Origin of the sequence: Pseudomonas kitaguniensis, assembly GCF_049199985.1 — a bacterium.
GTDB lineage: Bacteria > Pseudomonadota > Gammaproteobacteria > Pseudomonadales > Pseudomonadaceae > Aquipseudomonas > Aquipseudomonas kitaguniensis.
On sequence record NZ_JBLZPT010000046.1, the window covers coordinates 1 to 16,043 of the forward strand.

A 16,043-nucleotide genomic window follows, 5' to 3' on the forward strand; every position below is an offset into this window, starting at 1 on the left:
AGGCCCTGGTCATCATCGCCCGCAAGCTGGCTCGCATCGCGTTTTCTCTCATGAAAAACCTGAGCGAATACCAGTCGAAAGCGGTTTTGGAGGCTTCCCCAAAACCATAGAATCTCCCACAGTTGACTGCATTTGGCTGCAGTTGACTGTATTTGAGCGGGTGGGCCTGCGTCGGCTGTCAGGGCGGCGCCCGTCTCAGCCGTTACGCAAAAGCCTAGTTGCCGGGCCGCGCTTTGAGTTGCTCGGCGGCAGCCTTGGCCAGGTCCGGTGGCAAAAAGTCTTTGTCCGGGTTGTAATCCGCTTTGAGATAGCGCGTCAGGTCCTGCAAATCGCCTGGGTTCAGCGTGCCCGCAGCCTGCTTCAAACGCAGGTTGTCGAGGATGTAGTCATAACGGCTGTTGTTGTAGTTGCGCACCGACGAGTAAAGCTGGCGCTGCGCATCCAGTACGTCGACGATGTTGCGTGTGCCCACCTGATAACCGATTTCCGTGGCATCCACCGCGCTCTGGTTTGAGATGATCGACTGGCGGCGCGCCTGTACCTGCTCCACGTCGGTGTTCACCGCGCGGTGCAGGTTTCGCGTGTTTTCGACCACCTGGCGGCGCATGCCTTCACGTTGCTGCTCGCTCTGGTCGAGGCGTGAATACGATTCGCGCACTTGCGAACTGGTAAGGCCACCGCTGTAAATCGGGATGTTCAGGCGCAGGCCGATGGTGCGCTGCGACACGTCGCCACCGTACGGCACCGGTAACTGGTTCGGGTTGCTCAAGCCGAGCGCGTCGTTGTCGCCTTTTTCGTACTGCGCCACGGCGTCAAGGGTCGGCAAGTGGCCGGCCTTGCGCTGTCGCAGGGTTTCTTCGGCGGCGGTGACCGCGTAGTTGCTGGCCAGCAGGTTGAGGTTCTGGCGCCCGGCGGTTTCGACCCAGGCTTTGGCGTCATTCGGCGCCGGTGGCAGCACCGGCAGCGTATGCACGATGCCTTGAATTGCGTTGTACTGGCGGTTGGTCAGCGTGATCAGCGCTTCGAAGGCGTCATCCACCTGGCGTTGCGCGACGATGCGGTTGGCGCGCGCGGTGTCGTAGCTGGCTTGAGATTGCAGCACGTCGGTCTTGTCCGACAGCCCCACATCAAAGCGTTCGTTGGACTGGTCGAGCTGGCGCTTGAATGCGTTTTCTTCGGCCTTGGTCGAGGCCAGGTTGTCTTGGGCGCGCAACACCGCGAAGTAGCTCTCGGCACTTTGCAGGATCAGGTTCTGTTCGGTGGCAGAGAGCTGCAGCGAGGCTTGTTCGTTGACGGCTTCGGCGGCCTGCAGTTGGAACCAGCGGTCGGCGCGAAACAGCGGCTGGCTCAAGGTCGCCCGCCAGGAGTGCGCGTCGCGGTTGAGGGTGGATGCCGGTTGGTCGATCTGGGTGCGCACGTTATTGCTGTCGGCGCTGGCCGACAGGTTCGGCAGCAAGCCTGCGCGGGCCTGGGGTACCACTTCTTTTTGCGCGCCGTATTGGGCACGGGCGGCCGCCAGGTCGGCATTGTTGTTCGCCGCTTCCTGGTAAACGCTGACCAGGTCGGTTTTGGCGGACAAGGGCGCTTCGGCTGCCCAGACCATTCCATTGGTCGCACAAGACACGGCGAGAGCCAGTGAGAGTTTGCGCAGCATGAGGCGATCCCTAGTATGAATATTATGGCTGTAATTTATCGCCCAAGGCCAAGCTTGGCAACGGGTTGCGTCACGCATTGCGGCAACGCCCGAGTGTAGTGGCGCTTGCGCTGCGCAACAATCCCGTAATCACGCCATTCATCACGCTGAATACACCGCTGTTGGCAATTTGCCCACGCCATGGTCTAGACTGGCCGTGTTCTTGTCGGGGTGCCTTGTTGGAAGGCTGAGATCGGTAAATACCGGATCCCGTTGAACCTGATCAGGTTAGCGCCTGCGTAGGGAACAAGATTTCTCGTCACCCGGCGAGTCCTCTTGTGCTTCGTCCGGGATGTTGTTCGACAATCGAACAACCCTCGTGCCTTGCACAGCACTGGTTTCAGTGCATCCGTCCGTCACAGGTTCGCTCCGACAAAAATCCACCGCCTGGATAGTTGGAGAGCCCGTGATGAGCACCGAATTAAAAAGCCAAAAATCAAAAAATACCGTGCACTTGAGTGAGTCGGCCAAGGTCGACGCAGGGTCTGTGCAGCCGTTTACCCGCTCGCAAAAAATCTACGTGCAGGGCACTCGCCCGGACATTCGCGTGCCGATGCGCGAAGTCAGCCTGGACGTGACACCGACTGATTTTGGCGGTGAAATCAATGCGCCGGTGGTGGTGTATGACACTTCCGGCCCGTACACCGACCCGAATGTGATCATTGATGTGCGCAAAGGCCTTGGCGATGTGCGTTCGCCGTGGATCGAAGTGCGTGGCGACACCGAGCGCTTGCCAGGTCTGAGTTCACACTTCGGCCAACAGCGCCTCAGCGATGCCGAACTCACCGCGCTGCGTTTCGCCCACGTGAAAAACCCGCGCCGCGCCAAGGCGGGCGCCAACGTCACGCAGATGCACTACGCGCGTAAAGGCATCATCACTGCCGAGATGGAATACGTCGCCATCCGCGAAAACATGAAGCTCGAAGAGGCACGCGCCAGCGGCCTGCTTGAGCAGCAACACGCCGGCTACAGCTTCGGCGCCAGCGTGCCGAAAATCATCACCCCGGAATTTGTACGCGAGGAAATCGCCCGTGGCCGCGCGATCATTCCGGCCAACATCAACCACACCGAACTGGAACCGATGATCATCGGCCGTAACTTCCTGGTGAAGATCAACGGCAACATCGGCAACAGCGCGCTGGGTTCGTCCATCGAAGAAGAAGTGGCGAAACTGACGTGGGGCATCCGCTGGGGTTCGGACACGGTGATGGATTTGTCCACCGGCAAGCACATCCATGAAACCCGCGAGTGGATCATCCGCAATTCGCCGGTGCCGATCGGTACAGTGCCGATCTACCAGGCCCTGGAAAAAGTCGGCGGCGCCGCCGAAGACCTGACCTGGGAGCTGTTCCGCGACACCTTGATCGAACAGGCCGAGCAGGGCGTCGACTACTTCACCATCCACGCCGGCGTGCTGCTGCGCTATGTGCCGCTGACCGCCAAGCGTGTCACCGGCATCGTCTCGCGTGGCGGTTCGATCATGGCCAAGTGGTGCCTGGCGCACCACAAAGAGAACTTCACCTACACGCATTTCGACGAAATCTGCGAAATCATGAAGGCCTATGACGTCAGCTTCTCCCTCGGCGACGGCCTGCGCCCCGGCTCGATTGCCGACGCCAACGACGCCGCGCAATTCGGCGAACTTGAAACCCTTGGCGAGCTGACCAAGATCGCCTGGAAGCACGACGTGCAAACCATGATCGAAGGCCCGGGCCACGTGCCGATGCAGTTGATCAAAGAGAACATGGACAAGCAGCTTGAATGCTGCGACGAGGCGCCGTTCTACACCCTCGGCCCGCTGACCACCGACATTGCGCCGGGTTACGACCACATCACCTCGGGTATCGGTGCGGCGATGATCGGCTGGTTCGGTTGCGCCATGCTGTGCTACGTCACGCCGAAGGAACACTTGGGCCTGCCGAACAAAGATGACGTGAAGACCGGCATCATCACCTACAAGATCGCCGCGCACGCAGCGGACTTGGCCAAAGGGCACCCGGGCGCACAGATTCGCGACAACGCGTTGAGCAAGGCGCGCTTCGAGTTCCGCTGGGAAGACCAGTTCAACCTCGGCCTGGACCCGGACACCGCGCGTTCCTACCACGATGAAACGCTGCCGAAGGATTCGGCCAAGGTCGCGCATTTTTGCTCGATGTGCGGGCCGAAGTTCTGCTCGATGAAAATCACCCAGGAAGTGCGTGAGTACGCGGCCAACCAGCGCATTGAAGCGGTGGATGTGGACGTGGCCAAGGGCTTGGCGGAGCAGGCGGAGCGGTTCAAGCAGGAAGGCAGCCAGTTGTACAAAAAGGTCTGACACCGACGAGCATTCCCACGCTCTGCGTGGGAGTGCATCCCGTGACGCTGCGCGTCACAAAGGCGGACGCAGAGCGTCCAAAGCGGCACTCCCACGCAGAGTGTGGGAACGATCAGCCCCTCAGAGATAACACCCTTGAGCATTCAACCGAGTACCTACTCACCCGACATCGCGGTGCCGAGCGACAAACGCGTTTTCGGCGGCCGTGACCTGTTCTCTCTGTGGTTCTCCCTCGGCATCGGCCTGATGGTCCTGCAAACCGGCGCACTGCTTGCGCCGGGGCTGGGCTTGTCCGGCTCGTTGCTGGCAATTTTCCTCGGCACGCTGGTCGGCGTGCTGTTGCTGGCCGCCGTCGGCGTGATCGGCAGCGACACCGGCCTGTCCGCCATGGCTGCGCTCAAACTCAGCCTCGGCGCCAAGGGCGCGAGCCTGCCGGCGTTGCTCAACCTGCTGCAATTGATCGGCTGGGGCGCGTTCGAAATCATCGTGATGCGCGACGCTGCCAGTGTGTTGGGCACGCGCGCGTTCAGCGAAGGCAGCCTGTTGGCCAGCCCATTGGTTTGGACGCTGTTTTTTGGTGGCCTGGCGACCTTGCTCGCCGTCAGCGGCCCGTTGACGTTTGTACGCCAAGTCCTGCGCAAATGGGGCATTTGGCTGCTGCTCGCGGCGTGCGCGTGGCTGACCTGGAACCTGTTCGCCAAGGCTGACCTGGCCGCGCTGTGGGCCACGCCCGGTGACGGTTCGCTGCCGTTCGCCGTGGGTTTTGATATTGCCATCGCCATGCCGCTGTCGTGGCTGCCGCTGATTGCCGATTACTCGCGTTTCGGCAAGCGTGCAAAAAGCGTGTTCGGCGGCACGGCGTTGGGCTTTTTTATCGGTAACTTCTGGCTGATGAGCCTGGGCGTGGCCTACACCCTGGCGTTCGCGCCCAGCGGTGAGGTGAATGCGTTGTTGCTGGCGCTGGCCGGCGCCGGCTTGGGTATTCCGCTGTTGCTGATTTTGTTGGACGAGTCAGAAAACGCTTTTGCCGATATTCACTCGGCGGCGGTCTCCAGCGGGATGTTACTGCGCTTGAAAGTCGAGCACCTGGCCTTGGCCATCGGCGTGATCTGCACCTTGATCGCCTGCCTCGCGCCCTTGGCGCAGTACCAGAACTTCCTGCTGCTGATCGGCTCGGTGTTCGCGCCGCTGTTCGGCGTGGTGCTGGTCGATCACTTTATTCTGCGCCGCCGTGGCCAGGGTGCCGTCGCCAACCTGCGCTGGCCGGCATTAGTCGCCTGGTTGGGTGGTATCGCCACGTATCACCTGCTCGCCAACCTGTACCCGGATGTTGGCGCAACCCTGCCGGCGTTGGTGCTGGCAGGGTTGTTACAACTGGTGCTGAACCGGGCCGTCAGTGGCGCGCAGGCATCAGCTCAGGCTTGAGCACGCCGGTGAGGCGCGCATAGGGGATGGTCATTTCGATCAGCCCCAATGCGTAAGGGCCGATGGTCGCCACGTTGTACTTGAGCACCACGCCGCCACTGGTCAGGGCGATGTTCGGGGTTTTCTGGAACGGCCAGGTTTTCACGAATTCCGGGTCGCGGTCCATCTGCGAGTTGATCAGCCAACTGTTGTGGGCGACTTTCGCGGTATTCCAGAACGCCTGTTCCTGGCCTGGCAACAGCATGTCGGTCAGGCTCAGCTCTTTGTGCAGCAAGCGCGAATAGTTGATGAAACCACGGCCAGGTTCGCCGTGCGCTGCGCCCGTGTCCAGATAGCTGGACACTTCAATGATCACCAGTCCGTCATGCTGCTCACGTACCTTGGCCTGCAAGTACATGCTGTGGCGGTCGGGCGACTCGCGCAGGAATTTGTCGCGGTAGGCAGTCAAGGTCGGCGGCACGCTGGCGCCGGGCGTGGTGCGGGCCATCTGCAGCAGGCGTTGTTCCACCAGGCTGTCGAGTTGCGGCTCGGCAGGGAAGTGCACGGTATCAATGTTCACCAGCGGGCAGTCAGGGCTGTCGCAGCCAGGCTTGATCTGCTCCGAGGCGTCTGCCTGGGTGTCCAACGGCTTGAGGTAACTGGGTTGAAACAGGCTCTGGCAAGCACCCAGGGTCAGGGCAATACAGGCCATGGAGGCGACTTTTAAAAGCTGCATGTGCGTCCTTCGGAAATCGATGGAAAGCTAAAAGAGTAGCGCTTCGACTGCCAACAAGGCCGTCAGTTCGCCACTAAGCTGATTAGAGTGAGTTTGACGCCCGCCGTCTATCCCGGCAACTGGAAAGGGGCTGCACCAACCGGCAGGAGCGCGTTAGGATGGCGCGAATTGCACGCGCCTAACGAGGAAGCATATGACTGACGTTGCCAAATCGACGCCGAACAAAATCGAAATTGTTCAGCGCGACAATGCCTACCAGGGCTTCTACAAGCTTGATCGCGTGCAACTGCGCCATGAGAAGTTCGATGGCGGCATGAGCCGCGTGATCAACCGTGAAGTGTTTGTTCGCCATGACGCAGTGTGCGTCCTGCCCTACGACCCGCAGCGCGATGAAGTGGTGCTGATCGAGCAGTTCCGTGTCGGCGCCATGGGCCGCACCAAAAATCCCTGGCTGGTGGAAATGGTCGCGGGCCTGATCGACAAGGATGAAGAGCCGGAGGAGGTTGCACACCGCGAAGCCGAGGAGGAAGCTGGGCTGACGTTTTCCGCCTTGTGGCCGATTACCAAGTATTTTCCTTCACCCGGTGGCAGTACCGAATTTGTGCACTTGTACCTGGGCCGTTGCGACAGCGCAGGTGCGGGTGGCGTGCATGGGCTGGAAGAAGAGGCAGAAGACATCCGGGTCACCCCCTGGGCATTCGAAGATGCCCTGCAGGCGGTGCGTGACGGTAAAATTTCCAACGCAGCCAGCATCATCGCCCTGCAATGGCTTGCGCTTAATCGCGCGGAAGTGAGGGGGTTATGGCAGTAAAGGCACGGGAACGTTATCGAGTCGACCTGATCGGGTTGCAGGCCGCCTGCGAGGCCAATTATGCGCGGCTGATGCGCTTGCTCCCCGACATGCGCCACGCCCCCGAGGCGCGGCGCATTGCCGTGACCCATGGCGACCAGATGCTCGGCGTGCTGGCCCTTGAGGTCATTGTGAATTGCCCCTACACCACCACCCTGCGTGCGCGCCAGGAACACAGCCTGCCGTGGCTGCCGGTGCCGCAGCTTGAAGTGCAGGTGTACCACGATGCGCGAATGGCCGAAGTTATCAGTGCCGAACATGCGCGGCGTTTTCGCAGCATCTATCCTTACCCCAACGTGTTCATGCACCAGCCCGATGAGAAAGCACAGCTTAATGTGTTCCTTGGGGAATGGTTGAGCCACTGTCTGGCCTTGGGCCATGAGTTCGAAGTTGTGCGGTAGATGTGAACCGCGTCTGCTTCCCGGGTTTCCTCTTTGTGTCCTGCCCCAGCATAATCGCGCTAAACGTCCATTTCCTGTGATTGCCTTGGGAGAGCGCCTTGCCGAGCGTATCCACCTTGAACCCCGATGCGCCGGCCTTGCTGGTGCAACTGACTGACAGCCACCTGTTTGCCGAGGCCGACGGCACGCTGCTGGGCATGAATACCCGCGAAAGCTTGCAGCGCGTGATTGAGCGGGTGCGCGAGCAACAGCCGCAGATCGATTTGGTGCTGGCCACGGGTGACTTGTCCCAGGACGGCACGTTGGCCTCTTACCAGCTGTTTCGCCAGATGACCGGAGCCATCTCGGCGCTGGCACGCTGGATTCCCGGCAACCACGATGAGCCGCAGGTCATGGCCCACGCGGCGGTGCAGAGTGATTTGCTCGAACCGGTGGTCGATGTGGGTAACTGGCGCGTCACGCTGCTGGACTCGGCAGTGCCGGGCTCGGTGCCGGGTTATTTGCAAGACCAACAACTGCAATTGCTCGCGCAGGCGTTGAGCGAGGCGCCGAGCCGGCATCACTTGGTGTGTTTTCACCATCACCCGGTGTCGATTGGCTGTGCCTGGATGGAGCCTATCGGGTTGCGTAATCCTGAGGCTTTGTTTGCTGTGCTTGACCGGTTTCCGCAGGTCAGGGCGGTGCTTTGGGGGCATGTGCATCAGGAAGTTGACCTTGAACGCAATGGCGTGCGGTTGTTGGCTTCGCCGTCTACGTGCATCCAGTTCGCGCCGGGCAGTGAGGACTTTAACGTCAGCGAGCAGGCGCCGGGGTATCGGTGGCTGCGGTTGCATGCCGATGGGCGGTTGGAGACGGGCGTGGAGCGGGTTGAGGGGTTTGCCTTCACCGTGGATTACGGCAGTAACGGCTACTAAATTGTGGGAGCGGGCTTGCTCGCGATGCAGGCAACTCGGTGTGCCTGATGGTCCGAGTTGACTGCATCGCGAGCAAGCCCGCTCCCACATGTGATCCCATTTTGCTTGTGAGATTGGGTCGGGTGACCAGCCGTTACCCGTAAACCGATAGGCACCTCGCTCTGCGGTGACTAGACGATAGGGCACTCACACAAGGCGCCTATCCCTGTAAACTGCGCCTCTTTTTGGCGCAAGCGCGGAGGCCCCGGCATGTCTGCTTCAATCTTGTATATCCACGGTTTCAACAGCGCCCCCGCGTCCAACAAGGCCAGCCAGTTGAGCGCCGTGATGGACACCCTCGGCCTGGCTGACCAACTGCGCGTGCCGGCCCTGCATCACCATCCCCGTCAGGCAATTGCCCAATTGGAGGACGCCATAGCGCAGCTCGGTCGGCCGCTGCTGGTCGGCAGCTCACTCGGCGGCTACTATGCAACCCACCTTGCCGAACGCCATGGCCTCAAGGCGCTGCTGGTCAACCCTGCGGTCAGCCCCCATCGGATGTTCGACGGTCACCTTGGCCCGCAGAAGAACCTCTACACCGGCGACACCTGGGAACTGACTGACGACCACGTGACGGCCCTGGCCGAGCTGGAAGTGCCGGCGCCGCAAGACGCCGGGCGTTATCAGGTGTGGTTGCAGACGGGCGATGAAACACTGGATTATCGCCTCGCCCAACAGTATTACCGGGCCTGTGCGCTGCGTATCCAGGCGGGTGGCGACCATGGTTACCAAGGGTTCGCCCTGCAATTGCCAGCCCTGTTGAGCTTTGCCGGGATTGGCGCAGATCAGTATCAATCCTTCGATTTCGCAGCGTTGTAATACGCATGCTGGAAACCGCAGGTTACTTTTTAATCGAACGACTCACGACGAGACCCCATGGCCACTCCCAGCGCTAGCTCTTATAACGCCGACGCCATCGAAGTCCTCTCGGGCCTCGACCCGGTGCGCAAACGCCCCGGCATGTACACCGACACCAGTCGGCCGAACCACCTTGCCCAGGAAGTCATCGACAACAGTGTCGACGAAGCGTTGGCCGGGCATGCCAAGTCGGTGCATGTGATTCTCCACGCTGACCATTCCCTGGAAGTGTCCGACGATGGTCGCGGCATGCCGGTGGACATTCACCCGGAAGAGGGTGTGTCGGGCGTCGAGCTGATCCTCACCAAGCTGCATGCCGGCGGCAAGTTCTCCAACAAGAACTACCAGTTCTCGGGTGGCTTGCACGGTGTGGGTATTTCCGTGGTCAACGCCTTGTCGAACCACGTGCGGGTCAAGGTCAAGCGCGACGGCAACGAGTACGAGATGACCTTCGCCGATGGCTATAAAGCCACCGAGCTGCAAGTGATCGGCACCGTTGGCAAACGCAACACCGGCACCAGCGTGTACTTTGCGCCAGACCCGAAGTACTTCGATTCGCCTAAATTTTCCATCAGCCGCCTCAAACACGTGCTCAAGGCCAAGGCTGTGTTGTGCCCAGGCTTGCTGGTGACCTTTGAAGACAAAGGCACCAATGAGAAAGTCGAGTGGCATTACGAAGACGGCCTGCGCTCCTACCTGGAAGACTCGGTCAGCGACTTCGAACGCCTGCCCAACGAGCCGTTCTGCGGCAGCCTGGCGGGTAATAAAGAAGCCGTCGACTGGGCGCTGCTGTGGTTGCCGGAAGGTGGCGACAGCGTGCAGGAAAGCTACGTCAACCTGATCCCCACCGCCCAGGGCGGCACCCACGTCAATGGTTTGCGCCAGGGTTTGCTCGACGCCATGCGCGAGTTCTGCGAATACCGCAGCCTGTTGCCGCGCGGCGTGAAGCTGGCGCCGGAAGACGTGTGGGAGCGCATCGCGTTCGTGCTGTCGATGAAGATGCAGGAACCGCAATTTTCCGGCCAGACCAAGGAGCGTCTGTCGTCCCGCGAGGCGTCGGCGTTTGTCTCCGGTGTGGTCAAGGACGCTTTCAGCCTGTGGCTCAACGAGCACCCGGAATTGGGCCTGGCGCTGGCGGAGCTGGCGATCAATAACGCCGGCCGGCGTTTGAAAGCCAGCAAAAAGGTCGAGCGCAAGCGCATCACTCAAGGGCCGGCGTTGCCGGGCAAGCTGGCCGATTGCGCCGGGCAAGACCCGATGCGCTCCGAGCTGTTCTTGGTCGAAGGTGACTCCGCCGGGGGTTCCGCCAAACAAGCGCGGGACAAGGAATTCCAGGCGATCCTGCCGTTGCGCGGCAAGATTCTCAACACCTGGGAAGTCGACGGCAGCGAAGTGCTGGCCAGCCAGGAAGTGCACAACATCGCCGTGGCCATCGGTGTCGACCCGGGTTCGGCAGATATTGCCCAACTGCGCTACGGCAAGATCTGCATCCTCGCCGACGCCGACTCCGACGGCCTGCACATCGCAACCTTGCTGTGTGCGCTGTTCGTGCAGCACTTCCGCCCGCTGGTGGATGCCGGTCACGTTTACGTCGCCATGCCGCCGCTGTACCGCATCGACCAAGGCAAAGAGATTTACTACGCCCTCGACGAAGCTGAGCGCGACGGCATCCTCGACCGGCTGGTGGCCGAAAAGAAACGCGGCAAGCCGCAGGTCACGCGATTTAAAGGTTTGGGTGAGATGAACCCGCCACAACTGCGCGAAACCACCATGGACCCGAACACCCGCCGTCTGGTGCAGTTGACCCTTGAAGACTACGCCGCCACGTCGGAAATGATGGACATGCTGCTGGCGAAAAAGCGCGCACCGGATCGCAAGTCGTGGCTGGAGTCGAAAGGCAACCTGGCCGAGGTACTCGGCTAATGCGCACAGGTGTCGCCTTGGCGATCCTGATGATGAGCGGGTGGGTGGCCACCGACGTGGTTGCCGCACCCGTGGCTGAGCTGAAGTTGGTGTCCGAACACCCGGTGGACGGCATGCGCGGCGGTAACCTGTCGGGCCTGGCGATGTGCGGCGATGCGCTGTGGACGGTTTCGGACCGCGACGACGACCAGATTTACCGTCTTGATAACAGCGCGCCGACCTGGAAGGCCGAGGCGTTGAAAATCGACGTGCCGCCCGTGCCCGAGTCCGGCCTGCCGTGGGGCCTGCGTTCGCGCACCAAAGCCGCGTCGTTCATTCGCGGTGGCGACCTGGATTTTGAAGGCATCACCTGTGATGCCGCCGGTAACCGTTACATTGTCAGCGAGGCGCATGCCGCAGTGCTGCAGGTGCCCGTGAGCGGTGCGCCGCAGTGGCTGAAAATTGCCCCGAGCATGGTGCGTGAAGCCCGTGCCAGTGGCATGTTGCTGCACTTCAACGCGTTGTTTGAAGGCTTGGCGGTGAACCCCGAAGGTAATCAGATGTGGCTGGCGGCCGAGCGTGAGCGGCGCGGTTTGATCTCTATCAAGCGTGCGCAAAGCGTATGGGATTGCGACGGGCCGTGTGTACTACTGAGCGAGGCCGGCCAGGAAGTGCAGCCGGCGCAGTTCACCCATGCCAAGGCGGTGTCCAAGGACTTTGCCGACCTGGCGCTGTTCAACGGCAAGCTGTTTACCCTGGAGCGCAATGCGTTCCAGATTTGCCGGCGTGATGCGCGCACTGCCAAAGTCGAGCTGTGCTGGTCGTTTGCCGACGAGACCTTGGCGCCGAACCGGCGCTACTCACAGCCTTATGGCCTGGCCGAAGCCTTGGTGGTGGACGCCGACGGCGCCTGGCTGGGCATCGACAATAATTTTGGCGCGCGCGCCGACGGTGAAAAACGCCCCGTGGTCTATCGTTTCGCCGCCCCTGCGGGTGGTTGGAGCGCCAAGCCATGAGCCCACAACCGCCCGGCAAGCGTGCCGGCCGTGTATTGATGTTCGTGGCGTGGGGCGCCGGTTTGTTCCTGGCGACACGGTTTTTTGGGCAGTGGGAAGCGCGTCAGGAAAACCCCAATGCGGTGGTCGCCTCGGAGCAACACGAGGGTTACATCGAAGTAAAACTGCTTGGCAACGGCCAAGGGCATTTTGTCGCCAGCGGCCAGATCAACGGCCAGCCGGTGCAGTTCATGCTCGATACCGGCGCCACCGATGTGGCGGTGCCGGCCGAGCTGGCTGATCGTCTTGGGCTTAAACGCGGCATGCCGGTCACCTTGAGTACCGCCAATGGCCGTAGCCAGGGCTTTCGTACCCAGCTGGACAGCGTGCAGTTGGGCGCTATCGTCCTGCAGGACGTGCGTGCCCTGGTGGCGCCGGGGTTGGGCGGCGAGCAGGTATTGCTCGGCATGAGTGCATTGAAACAACTTGAATTTACCCAGCGCAGCGGCACTTTGCTGCTGCGCCAGACCAAACAATGATGAGGCCCGCATGAGTGACATCCTTGCAGACAGCTTAGATGGCGTAGAACGCCGATCGCTGGCTGACTTCACCGAAAATGCCTACCTCAACTACTCCATGTACGTGATCATGGACCGTGCCTTGCCGCATATCGGCGACGGCCTGAAGCCGGTACAACGGCGCATCATCTATGCCATGAGTGAGTTGGGCCTGGACGCCGATTCCAAGCACAAGAAGTCGGCGCGTACCGTCGGTGACGTACTCGGCAAGTTCCACCCTCACGGCGACTCGGCCTGCTATGAAGCGATGGTGCTGATGGCGCAGCCGTTCAGCTACCGCTACACGCTGGTAGACGGCCAGGGCAACTGGGGTGCGCCGGATGATCCCAAGTCTTTCGCTGCCATGCGTTACACCGAGGCGCGCCTGTCGCGTTATTCAGAGGTGCTGCTCAGTGAATTGGGCCAGGGCACTGCGAATTGGGGGCCAAACTTCGACGGCACCCTGGACGAACCGCTGGTATTGCCCGCACGTTTGCCGAATATCCTGCTCAATGGCACCACCGGCATCGCGGTCGGCATGGCCACCGACGTGCCGCCGCACAACCTGCGCGAAGTCGCCTCCGCGTGCGTGCGCTTGCTGGACGAGCCAAAGGCCACGGTTGAGCAGCTTTGCGAACACATTCAGGGGCCGGACTACCCGACCGAAGCGGAAATCATCACGCCGCGCGCCGACCTGCTGAAAATCTACCAGACCGGTAAAGGCTCGGTGCGCATGCGCGCCGTGTACCACATCGAAGATGGCGACATTATTGTCACCGCGCTGCCGCACCAAGTGTCCGGCGCCAAAGTGCTGGAACAAATTGCCGCGCTGATGCAGGCCAAGCCGTCGAAATTGCCGCAGGTCGCCGACCTGCGTGACGAGTCCGACCACGAGAACCCGTGCCGCATCGTGATCATCCCGACCAACAACCGGGTCGATCACGAAGTACTGATGCAGCACTTGTTTGCCAGCACCGAGCTGGAATCCAGCTACCGGGTCAACGTCAACATCATCGGCCTGGATGGCAAGCCGCAGTTGAAGAACCTGCGGGCGTTGCTGGTCGAGTGGTTGGAATTTCGCGTGCAGACCGTGCGTCGCCGCTTGCAGTTTCGCCTCGACAAGGTTGAGCGTCGCCTGCACCTGTTGGACGGTTTGCTGATTGCCTACCTCAACCTCGACGAAGTGATCCACATCATTCGTACCGCCGAGCACCCGAAAGCCGAGTTGATCGCGCGTTTCGAGCTGAGCGAGATCCAGGCGGACTACATCCTCGATACCCGCTTGCGTCAGTTGGCGCGGCTCGAAGAGATGAAGCTGCGTGACGAGCAAGACGCACTGCTCAAAGAGCAAGCCAAGCTGCAAGCCCTGCTGGGTAGCGAAACCAAGCTGAAGAAGCTGGTGCGTACCGAGTTGATCAAAGACGCCGAAACCTACGGTGATGACCGTCGTTCGCCTATCGTCGAGCGCGCTGAAGCGAAGGCTCTGACAGAAACCGAGCTGCTGCCTAACGAGAAAATTACCGTCGTTCTGTCGGAAAAGGGTTGGGTTCGTTCGGCCAAAGGGCATGATATCGACGCCACCGGCCTCTCGTACAAAGCCGGTGATGGCTTCAAGACCTCTGCGGCCGGGCGTTCCAACCAGTTTGCGGTGTTTATCGACTCTACCGGGCGTAGTTACTCTGTACCCGCTCACACCTTGCCATCTGCGCGGGGGCAGGGCGAGCCGCTGACCGGGCGACTCACGCCGCCACCGGGGGCGAATTTTGAGTGCGTGCTGTTGCCGGACGATGATTCGCTGTACGTGATCGCGTCCGACGCCGGTTACGGTTTTGTGGTCAAGGGTGAAGACCTGCAGGCCAAGAACAAGGCAGGCAAGGCATTGTTGAGCTTACCCAACAACGCCAAAGTGATTCTGCCGCGGACGGTGGACGACCGCGAGAGCAATTGGCTGGCGTCGGTGACCACTGAGGGGCGTTTGCTGGTGTTCAAGATCAGCGACTTGCCGCAGTTGGGCAAAGGCAAGGGCAACAAGATTATCGGGATACCTGGCGAGCGGGTCGCCAGTCGCGAAGAGTACGTCACCGACATTGCCGTGATCCCTGAAGGCTCGACGCTGGTGCTACAGGCGGGCAAACGCACGCTGTCGCTGCGCCCTGACGACCTTGAACATTACAAGGGTGAGCGTGGCCGCCGCGGTAACAAACTGCCGCGAGGTTTTCAGCGAGTGGATGCTTTGTTGGTTGAAACGCCGGTTTAAGGTGTAAAGCAGCGTTACCAGTGAGTTTGCCCGCCAAGGCGCAAATTCACTGAGAACGCCCCCTGGAGCCCTTGATCTACGATTTAACGCGTAGATCGACGCTTTGGCGCTGGAGTCATGGCGCATATTCACGGATGATATGGCCTTTCCAGCGCCGGCGTGGCCGAGCGTGTTTAGGTTATTTTTAGTATTACATTGTGGTTCGCCTTGTGGCAGCCACCTGGATGGGATGATGACTGCTCCACGCCTTCCTCTATTTTTGATGCTCGCTGGCCTTTTGGGGTTGGCGGGTTGCAGCACGCACCAGCCGGTGTCGCTGTACCAGTTGGACAGCGGAAGTCCAGCTCAGCCGGCGCAAACCGCTGGCATGGCCGTATTATTGGGGCCGGTAGTCGTGGCGGATTACCTGCAACGCGAAACCCTGCTGCAACGTCAGAACGACGGCAGCCTGCAAGGTTCCACCGATGGTCGCTGGGCGGGCAGTTTATCGTCCGATATTAATCAGCTGATGTTGCGCCAGGTTGCGGGTCATCTGGACAGCCAGCGTGTGGTGCTTGCGCCCGCGCCAACCGGCTTTACCCCGGACGTGCAGGTGCTGCTGACCATTACCCGGCTCGACTCGGGTACTTCGCAGCCGGCGATCCTTGATGCGCAGTGGCGTTTGATCGACCGTCGTGGCCAAGTGCGCGATAACCGTATTGTGCACTTGCAGGAAGAACACACCGGCACCACCGCCTCTCAGGTTCAGGCCCAGGGCGTGTTATTGCAGCACCTGGCGGAGCAGTTGTCGGTGGCGCTCAAGCCACTGGCCAACCAGCCGCCCATCGCCGAGGCGCCGCGTAAGCAAGCCCCGGCTCAGGCCAAACCGGCAACACCGGAGAAGCCCAAGATGCCGATGGCATCGCCGATTCGCACGGACATGGAAGTGTTCAGGTTCTGACTTGAATCGCAGACACACAAAAGGCCCGCTGAGTAAGCGGGCCTTTTTGTTTGTTTGGGGTTTGAGCTACGTGGCAGATTAGATGTGCATCATTCCTGAGTGGTTGGGTCATGTGGGAGCGGGCTTGCTCGCGAAGGCATTGTGTCAGTCGATACATTTGGCGACTGACACAATGCCTTCGCG

At 60.8% G+C, this 16,043-nt stretch carries 13 protein-coding genes and 1 riboswitch; of the genes, 11 read left to right on the forward strand and 2 right to left on the reverse strand.

Annotated features, from left to right (window positions below; genetic code table 11):
- Positions 1–214: 214 nt before the first annotated feature.
- A complete protein-coding gene (locus ACOZK9_RS27195; RefSeq protein WP_058411370.1) occupies positions 215–1,654 on the reverse strand; it encodes a TolC family outer membrane protein in 1,440 nt (479 codons plus the stop codon).
- A 196-nt stretch (positions 1,655–1,850) separates the two neighbouring features.
- Positions 1,851–1,956, forward strand: a riboswitch (TPP riboswitch).
- A 146-nt stretch (positions 1,957–2,102) separates the two neighbouring features.
- Between ACOZK9_RS27195 and thiC the strand changes: the two genes are divergently transcribed.
- Positions 2,103–4,007: a phosphomethylpyrimidine synthase ThiC gene (thiC, locus tag ACOZK9_RS27200; protein WP_421556974.1), complete on the forward strand. Its 1,905-nt coding sequence runs from the start codon at positions 2,103–2,105 to the stop codon at positions 4,005–4,007.
- A 135-nt stretch (positions 4,008–4,142) separates the two neighbouring features.
- Positions 4,143–5,432, forward strand: coding sequence for a putative hydroxymethylpyrimidine transporter CytX (gene cytX / locus ACOZK9_RS27205; protein ID WP_421556975.1), 1,290 nt, complete (start codon positions 4,143–4,145; stop codon positions 5,430–5,432).
- On the opposite strand, the gene ACOZK9_RS27210 is transcribed toward cytX, so the two are convergent.
- Positions 5,401–6,147, reverse strand: a complete 747-nt coding sequence (locus ACOZK9_RS27210; RefSeq protein ID WP_122250821.1) for an RsiV family protein — start codon at positions 6,145–6,147, stop codon at positions 5,401–5,403. The two genes, cytX and ACOZK9_RS27210, sit on opposite strands and share 32 nt — an antisense overlap.
- Positions 6,148–6,340: 193 nt before the next feature.
- Here ACOZK9_RS27210 and ACOZK9_RS27215 point away from each other — a divergent pair, with 193 nt between their 5' ends.
- From ACOZK9_RS27215 to ACOZK9_RS27255, 9 genes are all read left to right on the forward strand, one after another.
- Positions 6,341–6,958, forward strand: a complete 618-nt coding sequence (locus tag ACOZK9_RS27215; protein WP_058411366.1) for an NUDIX domain-containing protein — start codon at positions 6,341–6,343, stop codon at positions 6,956–6,958.
- A complete protein-coding gene (locus ACOZK9_RS27220) occupies positions 6,949–7,398 on the forward strand; it encodes a DUF1249 domain-containing protein (protein WP_058411365.1) in 450 nt (149 codons plus the stop codon). The genes ACOZK9_RS27215 and ACOZK9_RS27220 overlap by 10 nt, the downstream gene beginning before the upstream one ends.
- Before the next feature lie 98 nt (positions 7,399–7,496).
- Positions 7,497–8,312: a 3',5'-cyclic-AMP phosphodiesterase gene (cpdA, locus tag ACOZK9_RS27225; protein ID WP_421556976.1), complete on the forward strand. Its 816-nt coding sequence runs from the start codon at positions 7,497–7,499 to the stop codon at positions 8,310–8,312.
- A 249-nt stretch (positions 8,313–8,561) separates the two neighbouring features.
- The gene (locus ACOZK9_RS27230; protein WP_058411363.1) at positions 8,562–9,170 is read left to right on the forward strand and encodes a YqiA/YcfP family alpha/beta fold hydrolase; all 609 of its coding nucleotides are present in this window, start codon (positions 8,562–8,564) and stop codon (positions 9,168–9,170) included.
- A gap of 57 nt (positions 9,171–9,227) precedes the next feature.
- On the forward strand, positions 9,228–11,132 hold the full coding sequence (gene parE / locus ACOZK9_RS27235; RefSeq protein WP_058411362.1) for a DNA topoisomerase IV subunit B: 1,905 nt from the start codon (positions 9,228–9,230) through the stop codon (positions 11,130–11,132).
- Complete coding sequence (locus ACOZK9_RS27240; RefSeq protein WP_058411361.1) at positions 11,132–12,127, forward strand: esterase-like activity of phytase family protein; 996 nt, start codon at positions 11,132–11,134, stop codon at positions 12,125–12,127. The genes parE and ACOZK9_RS27240 overlap by 1 nt, the downstream gene beginning before the upstream one ends.
- On the forward strand, positions 12,124–12,645 hold the full coding sequence (locus ACOZK9_RS27245) for a retropepsin-like aspartic protease family protein (protein WP_058411360.1): 522 nt from the start codon (positions 12,124–12,126) through the stop codon (positions 12,643–12,645). Before ACOZK9_RS27240 ends, ACOZK9_RS27245 begins: the two co-directional genes overlap by 4 nt.
- A gap of 10 nt (positions 12,646–12,655) precedes the next feature.
- Positions 12,656–14,920 carry a DNA topoisomerase IV subunit A gene (gene parC, locus ACOZK9_RS27250; protein ID WP_058411359.1) on the forward strand — a complete coding sequence of 755 codons (2,265 nt, stop codon included), beginning with the start codon at positions 12,656–12,658 and terminating at the stop codon, positions 14,918–14,920.
- A 232-nt stretch (positions 14,921–15,152) separates the two neighbouring features.
- Positions 15,153–15,860 carry a PqiC family protein gene (locus tag ACOZK9_RS27255; protein WP_082648962.1) on the forward strand — a complete coding sequence of 236 codons (708 nt, stop codon included), beginning with the start codon at positions 15,153–15,155 and terminating at the stop codon, positions 15,858–15,860.
- Positions 15,861–16,043: the final 183 nt, after the last annotated feature.

Excerpts from the sequence above, each read along its gene's own strand:
- thiC (WP_421556974.1), top strand. The coding sequence starts at position 2,103 with ATGAGCACCGAATTAAAAAGCCAAAAATCAAAAAATACCGTGCACTTG.
- ACOZK9_RS27210 (WP_122250821.1), bottom strand. The coding sequence starts at position 6,147 with ATGCAGCTTTTAAAAGTCGCCTCCATGGCCTGTATTGCCCTGACCCTG.
- ACOZK9_RS27255 (WP_082648962.1), top strand. The coding sequence starts at position 15,153 with ATGACTGCTCCACGCCTTCCTCTATTTTTGATGCTCGCTGGCCTTTTG.
- ACOZK9_RS27195 (WP_058411370.1), bottom strand. The coding sequence starts at position 1,654 with ATGCTGCGCAAACTCTCACTGGCTCTCGCCGTGTCTTGTGCGACCAAT.
- ACOZK9_RS27215 (WP_058411366.1), top strand. The coding sequence starts at position 6,341 with ATGACTGACGTTGCCAAATCGACGCCGAACAAAATCGAAATTGTTCAG.
- parC (WP_058411359.1), top strand. The coding sequence starts at position 12,656 with ATGAGTGACATCCTTGCAGACAGCTTAGATGGCGTAGAACGCCGATCG.
- ACOZK9_RS27220 (WP_058411365.1), top strand. The coding sequence starts at position 6,949 with ATGGCAGTAAAGGCACGGGAACGTTATCGAGTCGACCTGATCGGGTTG.
- ACOZK9_RS27245 (WP_058411360.1), top strand. The coding sequence starts at position 12,124 with ATGAGCCCACAACCGCCCGGCAAGCGTGCCGGCCGTGTATTGATGTTC.
- ACOZK9_RS27230 (WP_058411363.1), top strand. The coding sequence starts at position 8,562 with ATGTCTGCTTCAATCTTGTATATCCACGGTTTCAACAGCGCCCCCGCG.
- parE (WP_058411362.1), top strand. The coding sequence starts at position 9,228 with ATGGCCACTCCCAGCGCTAGCTCTTATAACGCCGACGCCATCGAAGTC.
- ACOZK9_RS27240 (WP_058411361.1), top strand. The coding sequence starts at position 11,132 with ATGCGCACAGGTGTCGCCTTGGCGATCCTGATGATGAGCGGGTGGGTG.